Source organism: Parabacteroides sp. AM08-6 (assembly GCF_003473295.1).
In the GTDB taxonomy this organism is placed as follows: domain Bacteria; phylum Bacteroidota; class Bacteroidia; order Bacteroidales; family Tannerellaceae; genus Parabacteroides.
On the sequence record NZ_QRMP01000003.1, the window covers coordinates 1 to 20,473 of the forward strand.

17 protein-coding genes are annotated in these 20,473 nt (G+C 39.2%); 11 read left to right on the top strand and 6 right to left on the bottom strand.

Features of this window, described 5'->3' with window-relative positions; translation table 11 throughout:
* Positions 1–28: 28 nt before the first annotated feature.
* The 3 genes from DW103_RS18035 to DW103_RS03540 are packed head-to-tail and all read right to left on the bottom strand — an operon-like array spanning position 29 to position 981.
* Complete coding sequence (locus tag DW103_RS18035) at positions 29–229, bottom strand: hypothetical protein (protein WP_147381170.1); 201 nt, start codon at positions 227–229, stop codon at positions 29–31.
* A gap of 42 nt (positions 230–271) precedes the next feature.
* The gene (locus tag DW103_RS03535) at positions 272–571 is read right to left on the bottom strand and encodes a hypothetical protein (RefSeq protein ID WP_147381171.1); all 300 of its coding nucleotides are present in this window, start codon (positions 569–571) and stop codon (positions 272–274) included.
* A gap of 41 nt (positions 572–612) precedes the next feature.
* The gene (locus tag DW103_RS03540; RefSeq protein ID WP_122274293.1) at positions 613–981 is read right to left on the bottom strand and encodes a transposase; all 369 of its coding nucleotides are present in this window, start codon (positions 979–981) and stop codon (positions 613–615) included.
* Positions 982–1,283: 302 nt separating this feature from the next.
* Between DW103_RS03540 and DW103_RS03545 the strand changes: the two genes are divergently transcribed.
* From DW103_RS03545 to DW103_RS03595, 11 genes are all read left to right on the top strand, one after another.
* Complete coding sequence (locus DW103_RS03545; protein WP_122274294.1) at positions 1,284–2,417, top strand: MraY family glycosyltransferase; 1,134 nt, start codon at positions 1,284–1,286, stop codon at positions 2,415–2,417.
* 44 nt (positions 2,418–2,461) lie between these two features.
* A complete protein-coding gene (locus tag DW103_RS03550) occupies positions 2,462–3,910 on the top strand; it encodes a flippase (protein WP_122274295.1) in 1,449 nt (482 codons plus the stop codon).
* Positions 3,901–5,139: an NAD(P)/FAD-dependent oxidoreductase gene (locus DW103_RS03555; protein WP_122274296.1), complete on the top strand. Its 1,239-nt coding sequence runs from the start codon at positions 3,901–3,903 to the stop codon at positions 5,137–5,139. The genes DW103_RS03550 and DW103_RS03555 overlap by 10 nt, the downstream gene beginning before the upstream one ends.
* A gap of 4 nt (positions 5,140–5,143) precedes the next feature.
* Positions 5,144–6,154 carry a glycosyltransferase family 2 protein gene (locus DW103_RS03560; RefSeq protein ID WP_122274297.1) on the top strand — a complete coding sequence of 337 codons (1,011 nt, stop codon included), beginning with the start codon at positions 5,144–5,146 and terminating at the stop codon, positions 6,152–6,154.
* Between the two features lie 10 nt (positions 6,155–6,164).
* Complete coding sequence (gene wecB / locus DW103_RS03565) at positions 6,165–7,295, top strand: non-hydrolyzing UDP-N-acetylglucosamine 2-epimerase (RefSeq protein ID WP_122274298.1); 1,131 nt, start codon at positions 6,165–6,167, stop codon at positions 7,293–7,295.
* Positions 7,295–8,530: a hypothetical protein gene (locus DW103_RS03570; protein WP_122274299.1), complete on the top strand. Its 1,236-nt coding sequence runs from the start codon at positions 7,295–7,297 to the stop codon at positions 8,528–8,530. The genes wecB and DW103_RS03570 overlap by 1 nt, the downstream gene beginning before the upstream one ends.
* 3 nt (positions 8,531–8,533) lie before the next feature.
* On the top strand, positions 8,534–9,598 hold the full coding sequence (locus tag DW103_RS03575) for an EpsG family protein (protein WP_122274300.1): 1,065 nt from the start codon (positions 8,534–8,536) through the stop codon (positions 9,596–9,598).
* 8 nt (positions 9,599–9,606) lie between these two features.
* Positions 9,607–10,473, top strand: a complete 867-nt coding sequence (locus tag DW103_RS03580; protein ID WP_122274301.1) for a glycosyltransferase family 2 protein — start codon at positions 9,607–9,609, stop codon at positions 10,471–10,473.
* Complete coding sequence (locus DW103_RS03585; protein ID WP_122274302.1) at positions 10,470–11,288, top strand: glycosyltransferase; 819 nt, start codon at positions 10,470–10,472, stop codon at positions 11,286–11,288. The genes DW103_RS03580 and DW103_RS03585 overlap by 4 nt, the downstream gene beginning before the upstream one ends.
* A gap of 104 nt (positions 11,289–11,392) precedes the next feature.
* Entirely contained in the window at positions 11,393–13,741 is a 2,349-nt protein-coding gene (locus tag DW103_RS03590) for an SLBB domain-containing protein (protein ID WP_370453455.1), read from the top strand.
* A complete protein-coding gene (locus DW103_RS03595) occupies positions 13,741–14,817 on the top strand; it encodes a Wzz/FepE/Etk N-terminal domain-containing protein (RefSeq protein ID WP_122274304.1) in 1,077 nt (358 codons plus the stop codon). The genes DW103_RS03590 and DW103_RS03595 overlap by 1 nt, the downstream gene beginning before the upstream one ends.
* A gap of 71 nt (positions 14,818–14,888) precedes the next feature.
* Here DW103_RS03595 and DW103_RS03600 read toward each other — a convergent pair whose 3' ends face one another.
* Genes DW103_RS03600 through DW103_RS03610 form a run of 3 tightly spaced genes read right to left on the bottom strand, consistent with a single transcriptional unit; the run spans position 14,889 to position 20,472 of the window.
* Positions 14,889–16,913 (bottom strand): glycosyltransferase, encoded by a 2,025-nt coding sequence (locus DW103_RS03600; protein WP_122274305.1) that lies wholly within the window; start codon positions 16,911–16,913, stop codon positions 14,889–14,891.
* A 36-nt stretch (positions 16,914–16,949) separates the two neighbouring features.
* Positions 16,950–18,380 carry a Gfo/Idh/MocA family protein gene (locus DW103_RS03605; protein ID WP_122274306.1) on the bottom strand — a complete coding sequence of 477 codons (1,431 nt, stop codon included), beginning with the start codon at positions 18,378–18,380 and terminating at the stop codon, positions 16,950–16,952.
* A gap of 13 nt (positions 18,381–18,393) precedes the next feature.
* A complete protein-coding gene (locus tag DW103_RS03610) occupies positions 18,394–20,472 on the bottom strand; it encodes a TIGR04157 family glycosyltransferase (RefSeq protein ID WP_122274307.1) in 2,079 nt (692 codons plus the stop codon).
* Position 20,473 lies beyond the last annotated feature (1 nt).

Consider the following 20,473-nt stretch of genomic DNA (forward strand, 5'->3'; position numbering starts at 1 on the left):
CTGATAGTTTTATACTATATATTTTTTGTCATGTACTGTGGTCCGAATGATGTATCAATCCATCCAAAGGGCATTCAGCCATCTTTATGGCTTGTTCCAATGCTTCTTGAGCATTCTTGTATTTTAATGAAGAAGAGAGTATCCATCTCATTATACGATGAGAATAAAGGTCCGTAATCAGGAATAAATAGCAAAAGCCATCCAATGTCCGGATTATAAGTGATATCACTGACCCATACCTGGTTGGCAGCCGTTGGTTCTACTCCCTTGATCAGATTCGGGTAAAAGGGGGATATGGGTCTGCATAGGTGGTACGGGCCTTACGCCTTTTTATACGCAGCATCAAACCGCTTTCTCTTAATAAGGAATAAAAAGCATCACGGCCCATCGTAAACTTATCCTTAAAATAAGACTTACACATCTCAAAGAGTTTCTGGCAACCTATGCGGGGGGCCTTGGCTCTGATTTCACGAATATATTCCAGCACAAATCCTTTAAATGCCAGTTTTGCGAAATCAACATCACGATGTTGATAATAAGACTGACGGCTAACACCAAACTGTTCGCACAAGGAAGACACTTTATAGGAAGGCTTCCCTATGCGCAGTCTTTTTACTGTTTGGTGCCAGCTTTTTTTCGGATTGGAATTTTAAACATTTCTTCTGCTACATCAATCATTGTGTCATGCGCATCGGCACGCATTCTTTCCTGATAAAGGGCAAGTTTTGCTTCTTTCAACTCGCGTTTAAGACGAGTGATTTCTTCGGTTTCCGAATTTGATGATTCTCTTTTTTTCATTGAATTCTCTTTTTGCTCATCACCTACAAATTTACGAAGCCAACTGTTTAAAGTCACCATCTGAGGTATAGAATGTTTTTTACATAACGCATTTTTACTGATACCGCCTGATAGATACTCTTTCACTACTAATATACGGAACTCTTCCGTATATTTTCGATTGTGACGCTTTTCTTTACACATTTTTGATTTCTTATTGTGTAAACTTTTTTCAGTACAAGTCAGTTTGCAGGAAAGATAAAATGCACTACTTGGTCATCACTCATTAGTATCTATTTTTTTAGTATGAAAATATGATTATCGGGATGCCGCATCTTTTCTAATAATCTCAAAAAATATCAAGCAAAACAGAATATAATCTAATATCCCTTTCGTAAATGAACGTTTAATCCGAACCGCTTGTTTAAGTGCAAGAACTTTATTCGTCAGGACCTAACTATTTGTGACTGACGAACATTGTCGTATCTAAACATGTAAATTCAATCATGATATATCTATTGATTTTCCTGGCCTTCGCGATATCCATCGTCTTTTCAATGTTGATAATTCCACGTATTCTGATTGTGGCATTGAAGAAAAAACTTTTCGATATACCAGACAAACGGAAAGTACACACAGGGGCCATTCCGCGACTGGGAGGAATATCTTTTGCTCCTACTATTTTGTTTTCGCTTTCTTTTGTATCAGCTATCAGCTATATCGGGTATATATACGGCTATGAAGTTCCCAGAGGAATGTTGACTTATATCATTCCCGAATTTTATCTATTGGTATGCGGTATTATATTACTTTATCTGGCAGGTATAAAAGATGACCTTGTCGGAATGCATTATACCACCAAATTCCTCATACAATTGATAGCGGCATCCCTACTTCCTTTATCCGGATTATGGATTAATAATTTATATGGACTGTTCGGCATACAAGAGCTGATTCCCTGGATTGGAATACCACTTACCATTCTGACTATTATCTTTATAACCAACGCCATCAACCTGATTGACGGGATAGACGGGCTGGCATCAGGACTAAGCGGTTCCGCTCTACTGATACTCGGTAGTTTATTTCTACTAAATAAGATGTGGATGTATACAATGCTGGCATTCGCAACATTAGGCGTACTAATCCCATTTTTTTACTATAACGTATTCGGGCAGGCAGAGCATGGCAGGAAAATATTCATGGGCGATACCGGCAGTTTGACACTGGGTTATATCCTGGCTTTTTTAGTCATTCGCTATTCGTCCTACAATCCCGATATTGCGCACTATTCGGAAGGAGCTATCGTTATCGCATTTTCTACTCTGATAGTACCCTTGTTCGACGTTATCCGAGTAATGATTGTGCGGGCAAAAAACCATAAAGGGCTCTTTACCCCGGATAAAAATCATATTCACCACAGGTTTCTTGAGATGGGTATTACCCCACATAAAACCATGTTTTTAATTATACTGATATCCTGCATATTCAGTAGTTTGAATATATTGATGGTATCATTCATAAACATCAACTTATTATTTGCCGGTGACATTTTTATTTGGATTGGAATAAGTATATGGTTAGAAAAGGTAAGATGCAATAAGACAATAAAAAGAAAAGGCGTCATTAAAGAGGCCTAAGTTCCTTAGCCGGAAAAGCTTTACTCAATTCACAAACTCAAATTATGTCAGTCAGAAAAAATCTGGTTTATTATATCATCAATAATATATCAGCGGTTATCTTTCCTTTCATCACTGTACCTTATGTTTCACGTGTCTTAGGTATTGAAAATATCGGGATTGTAAGTTTCGCGACAACTTACGCACAATACTTCGCACTTGTAGCGACGTTGGGAATCCCCTTGTACGGTATCAAGGAAATAGCAAAACTAAAAGACAAACAACAGGAACGCAATAAATTATTTTCCGAGTTATTTTCTTTAAATCTTATTTCCGGAGCAATATGTTCCCTCCTTTACACCACTAGTATCTATCTGATTCCGGAATTGTATAAAGAAAAAGAATTTTTACTCGTTGCAGGAACAATGGTCTATCTGAGCGCGTTTTCTTTCGATTGGTTTTTCAATGGAAGAGAAAATTTTAAAATGATTACCATCCGGTCTGTCATAATTAAGGCCTTATCCATCCTACTCCTCTTCCTGGTAGTGAAAAAAGAACAAGACGCCATTTACTATTGTGCCATATCGGCACTCGCCATAGTTCTTAATAATCTCTGGAACTTTTTCTATATAATCAGAAACGAGGTACATATCTCATTCTACGGACTTTCTTACCGTCCGCATATCCGACCTCTGTTTCTTTTACTGGCTACAAACGTAGCTGTCAGTATTTATACTATACTCGATACGATTATGTTGGGTTTCATGTCTGATTATACAGAAGTCGGTTATTATAATTCCGCAATCAAAATAACACGCTTACTATTACCTTTTGCAATTGCGACAACCTATGTGCTTATTCCTAAAATATCCTATGCATACTCCCGAAATGACAAACTATCTTGCTTACATTATCTTCAACGTTCGTTCAATCTAATTACGCTCTTTGCGACTCCGATTAGTATCGGACTTATCATTATAGCACCAAGCTTTGTCCCTCTTTTCTTCGGGCCGGAATTCGGAGGTACTATTTTACCAATGCAGTTATTATCCACTATTATTTTATTAGTGGGACTCAGTAATTTCTTCGGCTTGCAAATACTTGTTTCGTTCGGGCACGAAAAAAAGCAATTTCTATGTATCATTTCAGGAACAATAGTCAATGTCGTCATCAATCTCATTATGATACCGCGTTTCGGGGCGAACGGAGCATCTATTGCTTCGGTTGTGGCAGAACTACTTATAGTTCTTGCCTCTATCACAACTGTTTACAGGTATCTTCATTTAAAAATAAAATTCACCCCCTTACTACAAGCAGCTATTTCATGTCTACCGATGATTTTATTGTCTTTGTTATTACCGGAAATGAATAATTTGAGAACAATTATGATATTAATCTCCTTTGGTTCCATATCCTATTTTCTGATACAACTTATTTTATTTAAAAATGAGGATACAAACGAGATTTTCAACAAAATCAGAAACTTATTAAAATACAACACAAAATGGATTTAATAATTGGTGCAGGCGTATCCGGAATTGCATACGCAAATTACACAAACCATCCATGCGAGATAATCGAAAAAGAATCCGAAATCGGAGGATATTGTCGTACAATAAAACGCAATGGATTTGTATGGGACTATTCCGGACACTTTTTTCATTTTCGGCATCCCGAAATAAAAAAACTCGTAAGTAAAAATATCGAGCAATCGACATTATCTACCGTTCAGAAAAAGACATCCATACTTTACAACGGACAATATATAGACTTTCCATTCCAGAAAAACATTCATCAATTACCGAAAGATGAATTTATCGATTGCCTATATGATTTGTTTGCCGCAACTCCCATCGAAGGTGAATATTCATTTAAAGAGATGGTCTACAGCCATTACGGAAAATCAATTGCCGAAAAGTTCTTAATTCCTTATAACGAAAAATTATATGCTTGCGACCTGAATACATTAGACCAGGAAGCTATGGGACGCTTCTTTCCCAAGGCAGGCAAAGAAGAAATTGTTCTCAACTTCAAAAACGAAGAAAACGACTCTTACAATCAGATTTTCGTTTATCCCAAAGGAGGAGCGATAGAATATATTCACTCATTGGCAAAGAATATAAAAGAGACTCCCATCTCGCTAAAAGAAGAATTAATCAGTATAGACACAAATAAGAAAATAGCACAAACCAATCGTCGAACCTTAAAATTCGACAATCTTATCTCGACAATGCCATTTCCCAAGTTGCTGGATAAATGTGGCATTCAATATGATAAAGGCTTGTTTACCTGCAACAAAGTATTGGTTCTGAATATAGGCTTCGACCGTAAAGGGAAAGATACAAAAAGCAGTTGGATTTATATACCGGACAAAGATGTCATTTTTTACAGGGTTGGCTACTATGACAATATCATGCAAAGTGACCGTATGTCTGTATATGTAGAAATCGGATTTCCCGAAAATGCACAATTGAAAACAACAAATTATTATATAGATAAAGTAATAGCCGATATGATAAAATGCGGTCTCATCACAGACCAGAAAGTGGTCGACTATGAAGCAATTATTATGGATCCGGCCTATGTCCATATCAACAAAAAAAGTGTGGGAGCCGTCAAGCATTTCAAAGCATTGTTGGAAAAAAAGAAGATTTACTCGATAGGCCGTTATGGTAGTTGGACCTATTGTTCGATTGAAGACAATATCGTAGAAGCTCGCGACTTAGCACTCAAAATTAAATAAAAAAATGGAAAAGTTACTTACGATTATTATCCCGACTTATAATACCGAGCAGTACCTGTCACGCTGTATCGATTCTTTACTTATTGCTGATTTTATGGACAAACTTGAAATTATCATCATCATCGATGGCAGTCCGGATAATTCCGCAAAAATAGGTTATCGATATGAAGCTCGATACCCACAAACCATACAAGTTGTGGACAAACCCAACGGTGGACATGGTTCGACTATAAACAAGGGGATTGAACTAGCGACCGGGAAATATTTCCGTGTACTGGATTCGGACGACTGGTTCGATACAATGGAATTCGAAGCATACCTGAAGAAGTTAGAAGAAACTGATGCAGATATGGTTTTAACTCCGTCTACAATGGAGTATCTATACAAGCATCGCTCCGTCACACTCAATTTCAAGCGATTGCAATACGATACCTTATATAATGCCGACACCTTCGACTATAACCATTTTATCGGGGATAAATTCAACACAATGGCCAGAACAACTTATAAGACAGAAGTTCTCAGGGCTTCAAAGCTAAAACTACCCGAACATACCTACTATGTAGATGTTCTTTATTCACTTTGTGTAATTCCTTACATACAGAACTTTATTGTTTATAACAACAACATTTACCGATACTTTATCGGTAGACCTGAACAAAGCATCAATAACTACACGAGACATATAAAAGATTTAAGAACAGTCATCTGTATATGTCTTGATTTCTTATGTCAATCCGAAGGCCGTATCAACAAAAATAAAGCCGATTACCTGAATAAAGAAGTAAGAATGAGGATAACACAATTTGCTCTTATCTGTTTTCTGCGTCTCCCTCTCCAACAGGTTGTTTCGGAGATTGACATGCTACAAAAAAAAATATTGCAACTACCTGAAAAGAATCAAAAGCAGTTTGCTAAAAATCTAAGAACTTTCAAATTATACAAAAAGCTTCCCCTCCTATATGCCTTTTATTACAAAATCCATATAAGAATAAAAAACATATTCAACATTTAAACATTGCATAATGAAGAAGATTCTATTAGTTTTCGGCACCAGACCAGAAGCCATAAAAATGGCACCTCTGGTAAAAGAATTCAGTAAGTATAAGAAGGATTTCGAAACCCGGTTATGTGTGACGGCCCAGCACCGTCAAATGCTGGACCAGGTATTGGATTTCTTCGAAATCACCCCGGACTATGACCTCGACCTGATGAAACCGGGGCAGTCCCTCCATAGTGTGACAGCCGCCATTCTGACAGGAATGCAGTCGATTCTGGAAAGCTTCAGGCCGGATTATGTACTGGTACATGGGGATACAGCCACATCAACAGCCGCTGCGATGGCTGCCTTTTTCGCTCAATGCAATGTGGGACACGTGGAAGCCGGCCTACGAACCTGGAACAAATGGTCACCTTTTCCGGAAGAGATGAACAGGCAGATAACTGCCCGGTTAGCAGACATTCACTTTGCTCCCACCCCTCAATCTAAAAAGAATTTGATTGCCGAAAACATCGACGAAAGTACAATTCTGGTAACCGGAAATACAGTAATCGACGCGCTGAAAGAAAGCGTGAAAAAAGTAAATTCCACCAATTATTCCAACGAGGAGATTGATAGGATAAGAAAAATAACCGACCAATCTAAAGAATTGATTTTAGTCACCGGCCACCGCCGTGAAAATTTCGGAGAAGGTTTCATCCATATTTGCCAGGCACTCAAAGAAATTGCCAATCAACGACCGGAACTACCTATCATCTATCCGGTACATCTAAATCCGAATGTACAAAAACCAGTAAACGAAATTCTCGGTGAAGTTCCCAATATCCATCTGATAGCTCCCCTCAGCTATCCTTCGTTCGTATGGCTTATGGATAAAGCCAAAATAATCATAACGGACAGCGGAGGCGTACAGGAAGAAGCTCCTTCTTTAGGGAAACCCGTATTGGTGATGCGTAATACAACAGAACGCCCTGAAGCAGTGGAAGCCGGCACAGTCATTTTAGTCGGGACCAATCAAAAGAGAATTGTGAAAGAGACTCTGGATTTACTTGATAATCCCGAACATTATTCAGCCATGAGCCATATTGAAAATCCCTATGGTGACGGAAAGGCCTGTTTCAGGATAGTAGAATGGTTTCGTAAACAGGAGGACTAATGAAGAAGAGAATTCTGTTTATAGCACCCAATTCTTATCCTCCGGTCAATCCTGAAGCCAACGTAAATGCCAAGGTCATCAAACTACTCTCGGAAGCCGGATATTGTATCGATTTGATATGCCGCACACCGCGTCGGCAGTTATACATACATGATGGCAATACCGATTTTTTCTTCGGTAAACTAAACTCCATACACATCATCTCCGTAAATCCGGGCATAAATATAAGCACTCTTGTCCGGCATGCTAAAACATTTTTGAAATTCGGATATGTCTACCGGGGAGCAGACTGGGCTTATGAGGCGGCACACTTATGTGATACCCTTATCCGGCAGAACAAATATGATTTCGTATATACCTACGATTATCCTTCCGAATTAGTCGGATTATATATAGCAAAGAAATATGGTATCCGTTGGGTTGCCACTTGGAACGACCCCTATATCTGGGAAAAATATCCCTATCCTTACGGAAAAGGCTTTCACTATTACGCAGGAGTTAACCGTGAACGGCTTATCAGGCAAATCGGTCGATATACATACCGAAATGCGTTCCCTTCGTTACGTTTAAGAGACTATATGCGTAAATATATGACCGGAATGCAGGCTAGCAATTGTGTGATTTTACCCCATCTGGTTTTGGACGAACTCATGTCCAAAAACGAGAAACTTCCGGATAAGACACTTAAGCTTATTCACAGCGGAGCTCTTGGTAAAGAACGGAATCCGGAAAGCTTATTCAAAGGGTTACGGATGTTTATCGATAAATACCCGGAAGCCGATATTGAAGTATCTCTTTTGGGAGTATTCGAACGGATAAAAGGAAATTTTGTTTCCGATTTAATTGATAAATACTCTCTGGAAAAGTATATCCGGCTATTAGCTCCGGTATCTTATGTCGAAAGTCTGGAAATAGTAAAACATCATCATGTCTGCTTAGTGGTCGAGGCCGATTTGGAAGAAGGCATCTTCCTGCCCAGCAAGATTGCCGATTACCTTCAAAACTCGAAACCCATTTTTGCCGTCAGTCCACGAAACGGGTTACTTCACGATGAGTATCAAGCAGGTATTATCGACTACTTTTCGGATGTAAAGTCGGCAAAATCAGTAGCAAACACATTCGAGCAAATCTACCATGATTTTAAAGGTCATAAGCTTGGAAATCCCGACAAAGATGACTCAAAATATCATAACAAAAGCATTCTATCCACCCATTCCGAACTTATTCTAAAATAAAGGATGCCTGTCTATCTGCTCATATTGGTACTTTTCTTCGCCCTCTTTATCCTGACAAAGTTGTCGAATATCAAAAATGCGGATGTGATACTGGGAGGTATGATGATGTTGATACTGGCTCTGATAGCCGGATTCCGTTCGGATGTAGGGATGGATTACCAGGCATATAAAGAGTTGTTTTCCGAAATCAACACAGAAGTGGGAGCGGAAAGTTCGGTTGAACCCGGATTTGTCCTGATAAACAGAATCATATATGGACTGGGAGGTAATTACCAAATGTTATTCATGATAATAGCAGTTATAAGCTATGCGCTTTTTTACAAATTCATCTCTTATTTTTCAACAAATATATTCTTCTCACTCCTCGTATTCATTTGTATCGGACAGTTATATCTTAATTCATTCAATGCAGTCAGGCAATTTCTAGCCATGTCTGTTTTTGCTTATGCAACCCTGTTCATTGCCGAAAAGAAGTTCTGGAAATACGCGGAATGTATCATTCTGGCAGCATTATTCGGACATGCCTCGGCTATCCTGCTTATCCCCCTATACTTCGCCAATCGGGAAATCAGTATAAAAAGTAAACTAATCTTATTGACTCTTATTGTATTCGCCTCCAAATACCTGATAGTATTGATAGAGAACTCTAAATATGCGGTCTATCTCAAACTGGAAGTCTTTACGAAAGAAACTTCAATGGTAACTTTTCTTTATTTACTGCTATCCCTATTCATCCTATTTCGGCAAAAATATATATTAAACAACAATAGATACAAGAATATATTGGTGAATATGAATTACTGTTATCTGATTTTATGTGTACTGCTTATCGTATTTTCAAATACCCCTTTAATTGAACTCATCAACCGTTACAGTTATTATTTCATTTTATTCTATTCCATACTTATACCTGCATTATTAACAGAAATAAGCAATCGAAGCAATAGACTGATTTACCAATCGATAGTAGTCACCCTTTTAGTATTCTTGTTTGTACGTTCGTCCATTATATTGGGACAGGAATATAATTTGACCCCCTTTAAATTCAACTTCTTTCTATTCGAATAATTCATAATATGTTTGATCTTATATACATTTTTACATTTATCAACAGGAATACGGTCGAAGCCCTTTTCAAAAGCTTTCTGCTAAACCGTAGTATTAAACTGGGGGTTGTGGCTGTGGCACAGAATAATATCCGGATAGATACTGCACCTTATGAGTCGGAATATACCCGGATATGGGTAAAAACAGTAGCGGGGCAACTCAACTCTTCGGAAGCACGGAACGTAGGTATCGAATATGTGTTACAGCACCATCTTACTTCTAAATTCATTCTATTTCCGGACGATGATTCTTCGTTCGATGCCTGCTTCTTCGAGAACTTCAATCGTGTAGCCAATCCACAATATTGCTATCTGACGGATGTTTACGAAACAGGGAGCAAAAGTTATTTTCAGCATATTAAAGTCAAACCCGAACAACAAATAGATAAATCCTTTTGGAACAACGTAGGAGCCGTTAACATGCTGGTCAATTACGAAACATTCCTGCGCGTAGGAATGTTTGACGAAAACATGGGGGTAGCTGCCAAATACGGAGGCGGAGAAGACGGAGATTACTTTTTCCGAAGCTTATATGCCGGTGCTAAATATCAATATACCCCGCTTTTATATAGTTACCATCCATCCGGTAAAAACAAATATAAAAACATGTCTTACAAACAAATCTTGAAACGGTTCAGAAACTATGGAACAGGAGTAGAATACTTATTAATCAAGCATAAAATGTACAAATCCGCTTTTTACATTTGTTTCAAAGCACTACCGGCCACAGGTTTATACTTGTTTACTTTCAGGCCCAAACTGGCTTCTGTCTATTTCTACGCTTTTTGCATCCGGTTATATTCGCTTATTACATTTATATATTCTCACAAAACATGATAACTGCAAGCATTGTCACATACAAAACAGACCGCCGGGAACTGGATACCGTGTTACGGTGTGCGGTCGAGAGTCTTATCGACAAAATTTATATCGTAGACAACTCCCCCACAGACGACTTGAAGGATTTTGCTACCGTTTCATCCAAGATTACGTACATTCATAGTGTAGGAAACATCGGATACGGAGCCGCCCACAACATCGCAATCGAAAGAAGTATTACCGATAACGCAGTTTACCATATTGTCCTCAATTCGGATATTGAATTCAAGGAAGAGGTGATTAAGAAGTTGGCCGACTATGCCGTTACCCATCCGGAAGTAGGCCAAATGATGCCCCGCGTCGTATACCCCGACGGAAAACTTCAGTATCTCTGTAAACTACTTCCTACACCTCTGGATTTGCTGGGCCGGCGTTTCATTCCCATAAAAAGCCTTATCAGGAAACGCAATCAAAAATTCGAAATGCGGGCAAGCGGTTACAACCAAATCATGGAAGTCCCCTTTCTCAGCGGTTGTTTCATGTTCCTGCAAGTCCGTGCACTGAAAGAAGTCGGATTGTTTTCCTCCAGATATTGGATGTATTGCGAGGATATAGACCTCTGCCGGCGTATATCGGAAAAATATAAAACAATCTATTATCCGAATGTGACCATCATCCATGTCCACAAAAAGGAATCATTCAAAAATAAGAAACTGCTTCTACAACATATCAAGTCCGCCTTTGCCTATTTCAACCGCTGGGGTTGGATAATCGACCCTTACAGGCAAAAACGGAATAAACAGGCAGAGTCCCAATACAGACCGGATAGATGAACCCTTCCGGTTCTCATGTTTTAGACCCGACGAACAAAAACTATTCAGATTGGTTGTAATTAGATAAACAGGATAAAGTAAATATGCGAAAACTTTACAAATACATGCTTTGCCTCTTCCTTTTATCGGCTCCGGCGTTCATATGCGCCCAAATTCCCCAAGAGCTGATAGACAAGGCGAAAGCATCCGGCATGACCGATGCCCAAATACAAAAAGAATTATCCAAATATTCCGAACAAAAAGGGATTACCCAAACCAGTAAGGAACCTCAGGAAACTATCATTCCCGGACGTACGGAACTGTCCAGGCAGGTACTTCCCCCGATAGAAGAACAACGGGAAGAGAAGACCACCGAGGAACCTTTGGAGAAAATAGTGTTCGGACGTGAAATATTCTCGAACAAAAACTTGACTTTTGAGCCGGACATCAACCTGCCAACTCCTAAAAATTATGTACTTTCGGCAGGAGACGAACTCTTGATAAATGTATGGGGAGACTCGGAATTAAACCTCAAACTTGTCGTTTCGCCTGACGGAACCATCCTAATACCCAATGTGGGCCCTGTATCCCTTAGCGGTTTGACCATCGAAGCGGCTGAAAACCGTATCCGGCAGGAATTAGGAAAAATCATGTCCACACTCGACGGAAACGACCCGAATACTTTTGTTTCCGTAGGTCTCGGACAAATACGCAGCATCAAAGTAAATATCGTAGGCGAAGCCGTTACCCCGGGAACTTATACACTTTCATCCCTGGCCTCCCTTTTCAATGCCTTGTACGCAGCCGGGGGAGTAAACGATATCGGCTCCTTGCGTAATATAAAAGTATACCGCGATAGTAAAGAAATTGCCAATCTGGATGTATACGACTACCTCCTGAACGGCAAATACGACACAAACATCCGACTCGAAGATAATGACATGATTATCATCGGTCCTTATGAAGAATTGGTAACCGTCGACGGAAAAGTAAAGCGTAACCGTACCTTCGAACTTCGTAAAGGAGAGACATTGCAACAACTGTTGGACATGGCGGGTGGTTTCACCGGAGACGCTTATACGGAAGACATACGCATCAAACGCAAATCCGGTGACCGCTATCAAATAGCGACCGTCACAGAAGAACAATTCCCCACTTTTATCCTTCAGGATGGCGACTCGCTTATGGTAGATTCCGTCATTCCTTTCTACGACAACCGCCTCATCATTAGCGGAGCCGTATGGAGACCGGGGGAATACGAACTCAGCCCATCGGTACATACCGTCAAACAACTGGTAAAACAGGCTTCCGGACTAAAAGGGGACGAATTTACCGGACGAGCGCAAATCACCCGTCTGAACCCGGACTTTACAACAACCGTTATCGCCGTCAACTTAGTGGATATTTTGAATGGAAAAGCTCCCGACATTAAATTACAGAAAGAAGACCGGCTCCATATCCCCTCACTTTTCGATTTGCATAAGCCTTACACCATCCGGGTAAGCGGGGCTATCAATGTATCCGATACGGTCATGCCTTTCCACAAAAACATGACTGTGGAAGACGCAGTAATCCAAGCCGGAGGTTTGAGTGAAGCAGCTGCCACAGTCAACGTTGAAGTAGCCCGCCGCCTGAGAAATCCGGTAGCGGAAACAAGCAGTAACCAAATGGCAAAAATATATAATCTCACTCTCAGCAACGGATTACAGGTCAGAACAAACGATACCCTCTTCACTCTTGAGCCTTTCGATGAAGTATTTGTCCGTTTCTCTCCCGGTTACCAAGTGCAACAGGTAGTGCAAGTAAACGGTGAAATCACCTTTGCCGGCGACTACGCACTCAAGAAAAAGAATACCCGTTTAAGTGAAATCATCACCCAATCCGGCGGAGTAACCCCCGACGCTTATGTGAAAGGGGCTAGTCTGAAACGCAAACTCACACAGGACGAAATCCGGCAAATCGAAACGCTTATTCAGCTAAGTGCCAATAAACAAAGCCGGGATTCCATCAATATCAACTTAGAGAATATTAAAGACTATTCCGTAGGTATAGACCTACCAAAAGCATTGGCACATCCGGGGAGTACAGACGATTTGGTTCTCCGTGACGGTGACATCCTGTACATTCCTCAACAACAAAGTACGGTTAAAATTAGCGGTTCTGTTGTTTATCCGAATAGTATCACATATACAAAAAACATGACAGTAGCCGATTGCCTCTCAGGAGCCGGCGGTTACAATGACATTGCCCGCAAATATCCCATTGTTATTTATATGAATGGGAAAGTGGCAACCACCCGCCGGACGGGTATTTTCTTCAAACAATATCCAAAAGTGGAACCAGGGTGCGAAATTATCGTACCAGCCAAAACACGGCGCGACCGCGGAGCTTCATTTGCAGAGATATTAAGTGCCAGCAGCTCTGTTACTTCAATGGCTGCCATGATTACTTCCATGATAAATACGTTCAAATAATGGATGCCAGCAATCACCAGCCTGCAAACAATCGGGAAATCGACATTATCGAACTCATCCGGTATCTGTGGATAAAACGGAAATTATATATTAAATGGGGCACAATTGCTGTCGTGGCAGGACTAATCATCGGTTTCAGCCTGCCCAAAGAATACACGACAACAGTTACACTGGCTCCCGAGGCAACAGAAAGTTCCAATAAGATGAACAGTCTGGGAGGACTGGCTGCCATGGCCGGCATAGACCTTAACAACGTAACCAGTCAGGATGCCCTATCTCCCACCCTCTACCCGGATATCGTACACAGTACACCGTTCCTGCTTGAATTATTCCCTGAGGAGGTAACAAACAAGCACAAAACACAGACCTATACATTATTCGAATACATGCTAAAGCACCAGAAAACTGCTTGGTGGAACTACATCTTAAAAGCCCCCTCCCGGCTTATCAGTACCGTCTATACCTTTTTTTCGGGAAAAGAGGAAGAGGAAAGCAAGTCCATAGACCCTTTTCATCTGACAAAAGAACAAGAAGATGTATTGAAAGGACTCCGTATGCGCATCGCTGTGGCGGTGGATAAAAAAACACAGGTCATCACCGTAAGCGTACAAATGCAGAATCCGTTCATCTCCGCCCAAGTAACCCGTAATCTCGTCTCCAAACTTCAAACCTATATCACCCGATACCGTACCCAAAAAGCCAAACAAGACCTGGATTTTACCGATAAAGTGCTCCGCGAAGCGCAAGCCGCCTACTATAAGGCACAAAAAGCCTATGCAGCTTTCGAAGACGGGAATAAAAACATCATCTCTTCCAGCTATCGCACCGAACAAGAGCGGCTCCGTAACGAAATGACGCTGACTTTCAACGTCTATAACACATTGGCGCAAAAACTGGAACAAGATAAACTACGCGTACAAGAACAAACGCCGGTTTACACAATCATAGAACCGGCCACAGTTCCGCTGAGAACATCCTCCCCCCGTAAAATCACTATTCTGTTCGGTACAGTTCTTTTTTCAATCCTTTGTGTAACCGGATACTTGGTAATTAAGCAACTGGTAACCACTCTTTAGCTCCCTTCCTTTACCTCCTGCAAAAGTATCTTAACTTTCACTATAGTTATGCGGTTCCTACATTAAAGGTATTATAAGTCAGCATTCCATGTCTGAATATATTGCAGTAATTCTTCACGCGTCATACTACAAACTTTCAAAAACTCACGACGGTTCTTTAATTCAATCTCTTGATTACCAAACCAAGAATTTTCTTTTCGGGGATGATAAAGATGAAACAAAGAACCTTTTGCTCTATAAACGGGTAAACCTAATATTTCCATACGTTTTATTCGTTCTGTATCTTCTGGTCCCCAACCATAAAAATGCTCATTTTCACCTCCAGCCTGTTGATATAACTGTTTGTTTACTAAAAAAGCCCCCCCCACCGAATGGGGACCATGTGGTAAATACAGATTTTTCTTTTCTGCTTCCAGTTGTTTGTAAGACTTATTTTGGACAAATAGTTCACTCCTTTTTGATGTTAACATATAAAAGTGTCCATCATACGGATAGCTCATAACAGCTTTTCCTTTCTTTATTTCCCTTATTGCATCCTGTATCTGTATTTCAGGAATCATCACATCTGCATCCCAAATTCCAACAACAGAACCACTTGCTTCCTGCAACAAACGATTCAAATATTTAGTCCGGTGAAATACCGGATCAGAATCCTTTATGAAACTATATACTACATTATGGTAATTTCTTTTCAACCGATATCGGGGTTCGTTATCTCCTTCCATGATACGAATTTCTGCATGTTCGATTGTAACCAAAGTATCCAGTAACAAATCCAGATTTCGTTCTCTTTCTGGAGAATCCAATCTTATCGGAATAATAAATGTTACAATCTGATTTTTAATAGAATATAATAACCTCAAAATCTCTGCAGTCTTTACTTGAGATATTTTCATTTGATGAAAAGCTTCAACTTCAGTTATTATCCGATTATCTCTTTCCATTCCTTTATGAAGACCTCTCTGTAGGCAATCTAACATAGAAACAGCGTGCTGACAAAACACGATACGTTTGATTGAATTTTCAGAGTAATTAGGTGAGAGTATACGAAGGTGAAAATAATGTAGCCAGCCATACCAGTCTATTTCTGCTTCATCTTTCAAATTAACCAGAGCACAAAATAAAGCCCAATCTATTTCTGATAAAACTTCGTCTTCATTGCCTTCAACAATTCCATTCCTTAATAAATAGATAAGGCCACACCCGACTCCTAACAATCCTTTTTTCAAACAAAGTGGCATTTCGATGGAAATCTTACCGAGAATTTTATCTAATAAATTATCGGCTTGTTGTTCAACTTCTTGATCACAAATATAAGCCGCATAAGTATAATAAGCTATCACCCTTCCCATCTCCGGATATGAAACATCAGGTTCTCGTATCATAGTAGATGATTTTTTCTTATATTTATTAATAAAGGATAATTGGTATTGTATCCGGATATCATCAACAAAACAAGATTGTTTTTCACAATGTAATGCTGATATTTGTGTAGGATGCCTATGGTAATGAATTAATGTATCTGGAAGATTTTCTATTTTACCTTGTAATGCCAACCGGCAAGACAAATCGTAATCTGAAGCACTAAAATATGCTTCATTATAACCACCTAATAGACATAACGCATCTTTTCTAATCATTAAAGATGAATGTATCAAACAAGAATGCCGCAGCAATGTTAATTGGATGTCTTTATAAGTTTTAGGTCCACATTTTTTTTGTTTGGAAAGCTGATAGATACAGTCAGAACCGACAGCTAAAAGCTCTGGATACCGATTTAAATACTCATATTGCTTCTCTAACCGATCCAAAGTCGCGATATCATCTGCATCCATTATAGCAATATATTTCCCTTTGGCTAGTTGAAATCCTTTATTTCGTGAATAGTAATTCCCTTGGTTTCGGTCATTTTTGCAATATACGATTCGACCATCCTGATAAGAATTTATAATTACTGCTATTGCATCATCAGAGGCATCATCAACTATTATAAATTCAAAATCTGTAAAAGTTTGTTGTAAAATACTGGTTATAGCATTATTCACAAACTCCACCATATTGTAAACAGGCATTATTACAGAAACTTCTATCGGCATAGATTTATATTATTACTAATTGAAACACTTACATATTTATAACGAAATTACCGGAAGATTCCAACCTGTACGATAATTATGTTTAATCAATTCGGTCGCAAATTCTTTGGCATTAATAGGGTCTGACATTTTCGAATCAAGTGAAGGATGACCTGCCTTGACTATAAAGCGATTTGAAATCATCAATCTGATTCTTTCATTATCGTCAATATTGGTAAATTTCATGTTACTACCATCCCATTGCAATATTTTATTCAGAGATTGCAATCGAACAGCCAATATACCCATCATAATCATTTCGTTGAATGGACCTGCTTCCGAGAAATCAGACTTCGTTTTCACACGATTTTCAGGATTTTCTTTACATGCCCGTATCCAATCCTGTTCATGACCACCATTCATTGCATTATCCACACGACGAATGGTTTTGGGAACATTAGGTACACGTCCGGAGAGCAACCAAGGATTGAGTCCGTAAGAACCACAAAGCAATGTATCTTTTGTTCCATGAAAAATTGTCAAACCTCCGACTAATCCCATTAGCTGACGTCCCTGTGGAAATCCAGTCGGGCGCTCGGGCATAAAACCACCATCATACCAATGAATTTCTACTTCCGGGAAATTCACCTTGGGCATCCTTTCCCTAGCCGGATAAACAAATTTTACATACTCAGACTGTGGAGCACAATCGATAAACAGAGGAGAAGAGGACGCTTCTACTGAAACGGGATAACCCAATTTAAGCGACTTGAAGACAGGATGTAATACATGAGAACCCATATCGCCCAAAGCTCCGGTTCCGAAATCCCACCAGCCACGCCAGTTCCAAGGATGATAAATAGAATTGAAAGGCCTCATTTTTGCAGGCCCGATAAATAAGTCCCAATCCAGAGTTGAGGGGATTTTGTGTATTCTGGAAGGTGTTTCTAGCCCTTGTGGCCACATAGGACGGTTAGTCGCAGCTTCCACTTTCTTTACTTCTCCGATTTCACCATTCCAAATCCATTCGCATATCAAATCAATACCTTTGTCAGAGGCCCCTTGATTTCCCATCTGTGTGGCAACATTATATTCTACAGCTAGTTTGGTGAGTAATCTTGACTCATAAACTGAATGAGTTAGTGGTTTTTGAACATACACATGTTTACCCAATGTTATAGCAGTAGCAGCAATAATAGCATGGGTATGATCTGGCGTTGCCACAATAACCGCATCAATATTCTGATTTATCTCATCGAACATCCTTCGAAAATCCTTATATTTTTTTGCTCGTGGAAAACAGCTCAATACCGGTTTTGAATACTTCCAATCTACATCGCAAAGAGCAACAATATTTTCTGTTTCAAAAACATGCTGAATATTCGTAATTCCCATACCACCAATGCCCACGACAGCAATATTCAGTTTGTCTGACGGAGCAGTATATCCATGGCTTTTACCTAAAATAGAGTTTGGTGCAATCTGCATGTTACATTATTTATTACTTATAATTCTTGCGCAAAGAAATGGTTGTCTCTGTAGGAAAGTCGTCAGGTACCGGTTGTGTCACTTTTCCGGTTGCAGCCCATTCGGCTCCACGAAGCAATGTGACTTGAAATCCAGTACACTGCATAGCTATATTATTTTCAAGCGAATTTCCGGCGTGGCCTAAAGTCGTATGAAAGATACGTGCTTTTCCATAATTAACTGTAAATATAGCAATCTCATCACGACCGGACCCTCTCGTTGTTGAATCAGAATAAGCCCAAAATAGCACATCTTGAATAATACCTGGTCCACGCATACGGTCGTATAATTCATCTTGTGCATGCCGCCATGAGGTTGGTAGTCCCTTTGTTATAGGATGTTCCGGATTGCCACAATTAAGCACAAACTCATGTTGAGAACCATGCGAACCACCATGTCCGGAAGATTTTTTATCATACACAAGTTGATTATCCTTCATGTAAATATAAGGACCATCTGCATCGTTGCGCTCTTCCCAACCTCCAAAGCCTATTATTCGATTATACTCTTTCCAATGTCTAAAAGCATTATTTGCTGCATGATAGATTATTACACCTCCTCCTTTTTCCACAAAATCCAAAAAAGATTTTTCTGTTTCTTCCGGCCACCTATCGCCATTGTAGTCAAGTACAACTAACTGATACAATGAAAAATCGGGTCTAAAATTAGACATAATTTTTCCAGCTTTAGGCGATAGTGCTACATCGACCTTAAAAAGTTCTGAATTTTCAAGAATTTGTTTTATCGCAGCATGGCTAACTTCCCATGTATGATTATTCTGCCCTGTTACTATTAATGTTTTAATTTTGTCATCTCCACGCTGTTGAGAGACAGATGCATATAATTTCAACATATTAATACGAAATATATCTGAAGAATAGTACTGAAGATACCTTCTTCGTCCATTTTTTCCCATTTGTTTTGTTTCAACCGGATGTTGCAGCAGATATAAGATCTTTTCGGCCAAAAGTGAACTATCTATTTCTGCTCTATCTGCATATTCTATCACCGGAATGTGCAATCCCGACACTTTGTTCTCTATCATTTCAGCCAGACCGGTCGTTGTTGAAGCGATGATTGGTAACCCACACATCATCATTTCTATAGCAACATAACTACATTGCTCATGAAATGATGGCATCACTCCAATGTCGGCTATCGCATATAATTCATAGAGTTTTTCTTTGCTTAAAAAACCAGTCCAGGTAACATTCATCCATATATCTTCACATTCTGTCATGTAAAGATTAAACCTTCCATTTCCTGCAATAATGAAACGGCAATTCGGATAAGTCTTCAATATTATTCGGAAAGCCTGTAGTGCATAATTTAGTCCTTTACTAGGATCTAGTCTTCCAACAAAAAGAATGATAGGTGTATCTGGAGATATGTGAAATTTTTGTCGTAATGCAGATTTTTCAATAAAAAAAATAGTATCAGTTAATCCATTGTATATTGTTGTAATTTTATTCGAATTTAGTTTGTAATAATTTTGTAATATTTGTCGTGTATTATTCGAAAGACAAATAAGGTGGTCCACTATTTGAAAAAGTTTTTTTTCTCTTTCGATTGACTCTTTTTGCTGTTCTATATCTTTCTCGTCTTGAGCCACTTGCTGCGTTTTTATGATTTCATTGAAACGCGTTAAATTTCCTGATAACTCGAAACACCAATTAAAATAATGTATAGTCAATACAATCTGACAATTGAATGCTTTCTTTAATTCTCTAGCAAGTCCACCTTTTTGGTTATAATTCAAGTGAAATATCAGATTTTTTTTGTCTTTAATATGTAGTCGAAGCCAATAAACTATATTGTGGTGATATAAATCCCATTGACTCTGGAGTTCTTTATCCCATTGTACAGGCGAAGGGAAATGCAAATGCAGGATACCATCTGTCTTTTCATACTTTATTTGTGGTTTATCAGAATTTAGATTTACTACACATAGGTTTATATCACTATTTTTCAAAGCAGCAGCCAACTCCCTAATGTAAGTTCCTATCCCATATACTGCTGCAACGTTAAGCTCATTAAAAATGTACAGGTTCATA

Excerpts from the sequence above, each read along its gene's own strand:
- DW103_RS03610 (WP_122274307.1), bottom strand. The coding sequence starts at position 20,472 with ATGAACCTGTACATTTTTAATGAGCTTAACGTTGCAGCAGTATATGGG.
- DW103_RS03590 (WP_370453455.1), top strand. The coding sequence starts at position 11,393 with ATGCTTTGCCTCTTCCTTTTATCGGCTCCGGCGTTCATATGCGCCCAA.
- DW103_RS03560 (WP_122274297.1), top strand. The coding sequence starts at position 5,144 with ATGGAAAAGTTACTTACGATTATTATCCCGACTTATAATACCGAGCAG.
- wecB (WP_122274298.1), top strand. The coding sequence starts at position 6,165 with ATGAAGAAGATTCTATTAGTTTTCGGCACCAGACCAGAAGCCATAAAA.
- DW103_RS03545 (WP_122274294.1), top strand. The coding sequence starts at position 1,284 with ATGATATATCTATTGATTTTCCTGGCCTTCGCGATATCCATCGTCTTT.
- DW103_RS03555 (WP_122274296.1), top strand. The coding sequence starts at position 3,901 with ATGGATTTAATAATTGGTGCAGGCGTATCCGGAATTGCATACGCAAAT.
- DW103_RS03585 (WP_122274302.1), top strand. The coding sequence starts at position 10,470 with ATGATAACTGCAAGCATTGTCACATACAAAACAGACCGCCGGGAACTG.
- DW103_RS03600 (WP_122274305.1), bottom strand. The coding sequence starts at position 16,913 with ATGCCGATAGAAGTTTCTGTAATAATGCCTGTTTACAATATGGTGGAG.
- DW103_RS03580 (WP_122274301.1), top strand. The coding sequence starts at position 9,607 with ATGTTTGATCTTATATACATTTTTACATTTATCAACAGGAATACGGTC.
- DW103_RS03595 (WP_122274304.1), top strand. The coding sequence starts at position 13,741 with ATGGATGCCAGCAATCACCAGCCTGCAAACAATCGGGAAATCGACATT.
- DW103_RS03550 (WP_122274295.1), top strand. The coding sequence starts at position 2,462 with ATGTCAGTCAGAAAAAATCTGGTTTATTATATCATCAATAATATATCA.
- DW103_RS03605 (WP_122274306.1), bottom strand. The coding sequence starts at position 18,380 with ATGCAGATTGCACCAAACTCTATTTTAGGTAAAAGCCATGGATATACT.
- DW103_RS03575 (WP_122274300.1), top strand. The coding sequence starts at position 8,534 with ATGCCTGTCTATCTGCTCATATTGGTACTTTTCTTCGCCCTCTTTATC.
- DW103_RS03540 (WP_122274293.1), bottom strand. The coding sequence starts at position 981 with ATGTGTAAAGAAAAGCGTCACAATCGAAAATATACGGAAGAGTTCCGT.
- DW103_RS03570 (WP_122274299.1), top strand. The coding sequence starts at position 7,295 with ATGAAGAAGAGAATTCTGTTTATAGCACCCAATTCTTATCCTCCGGTC.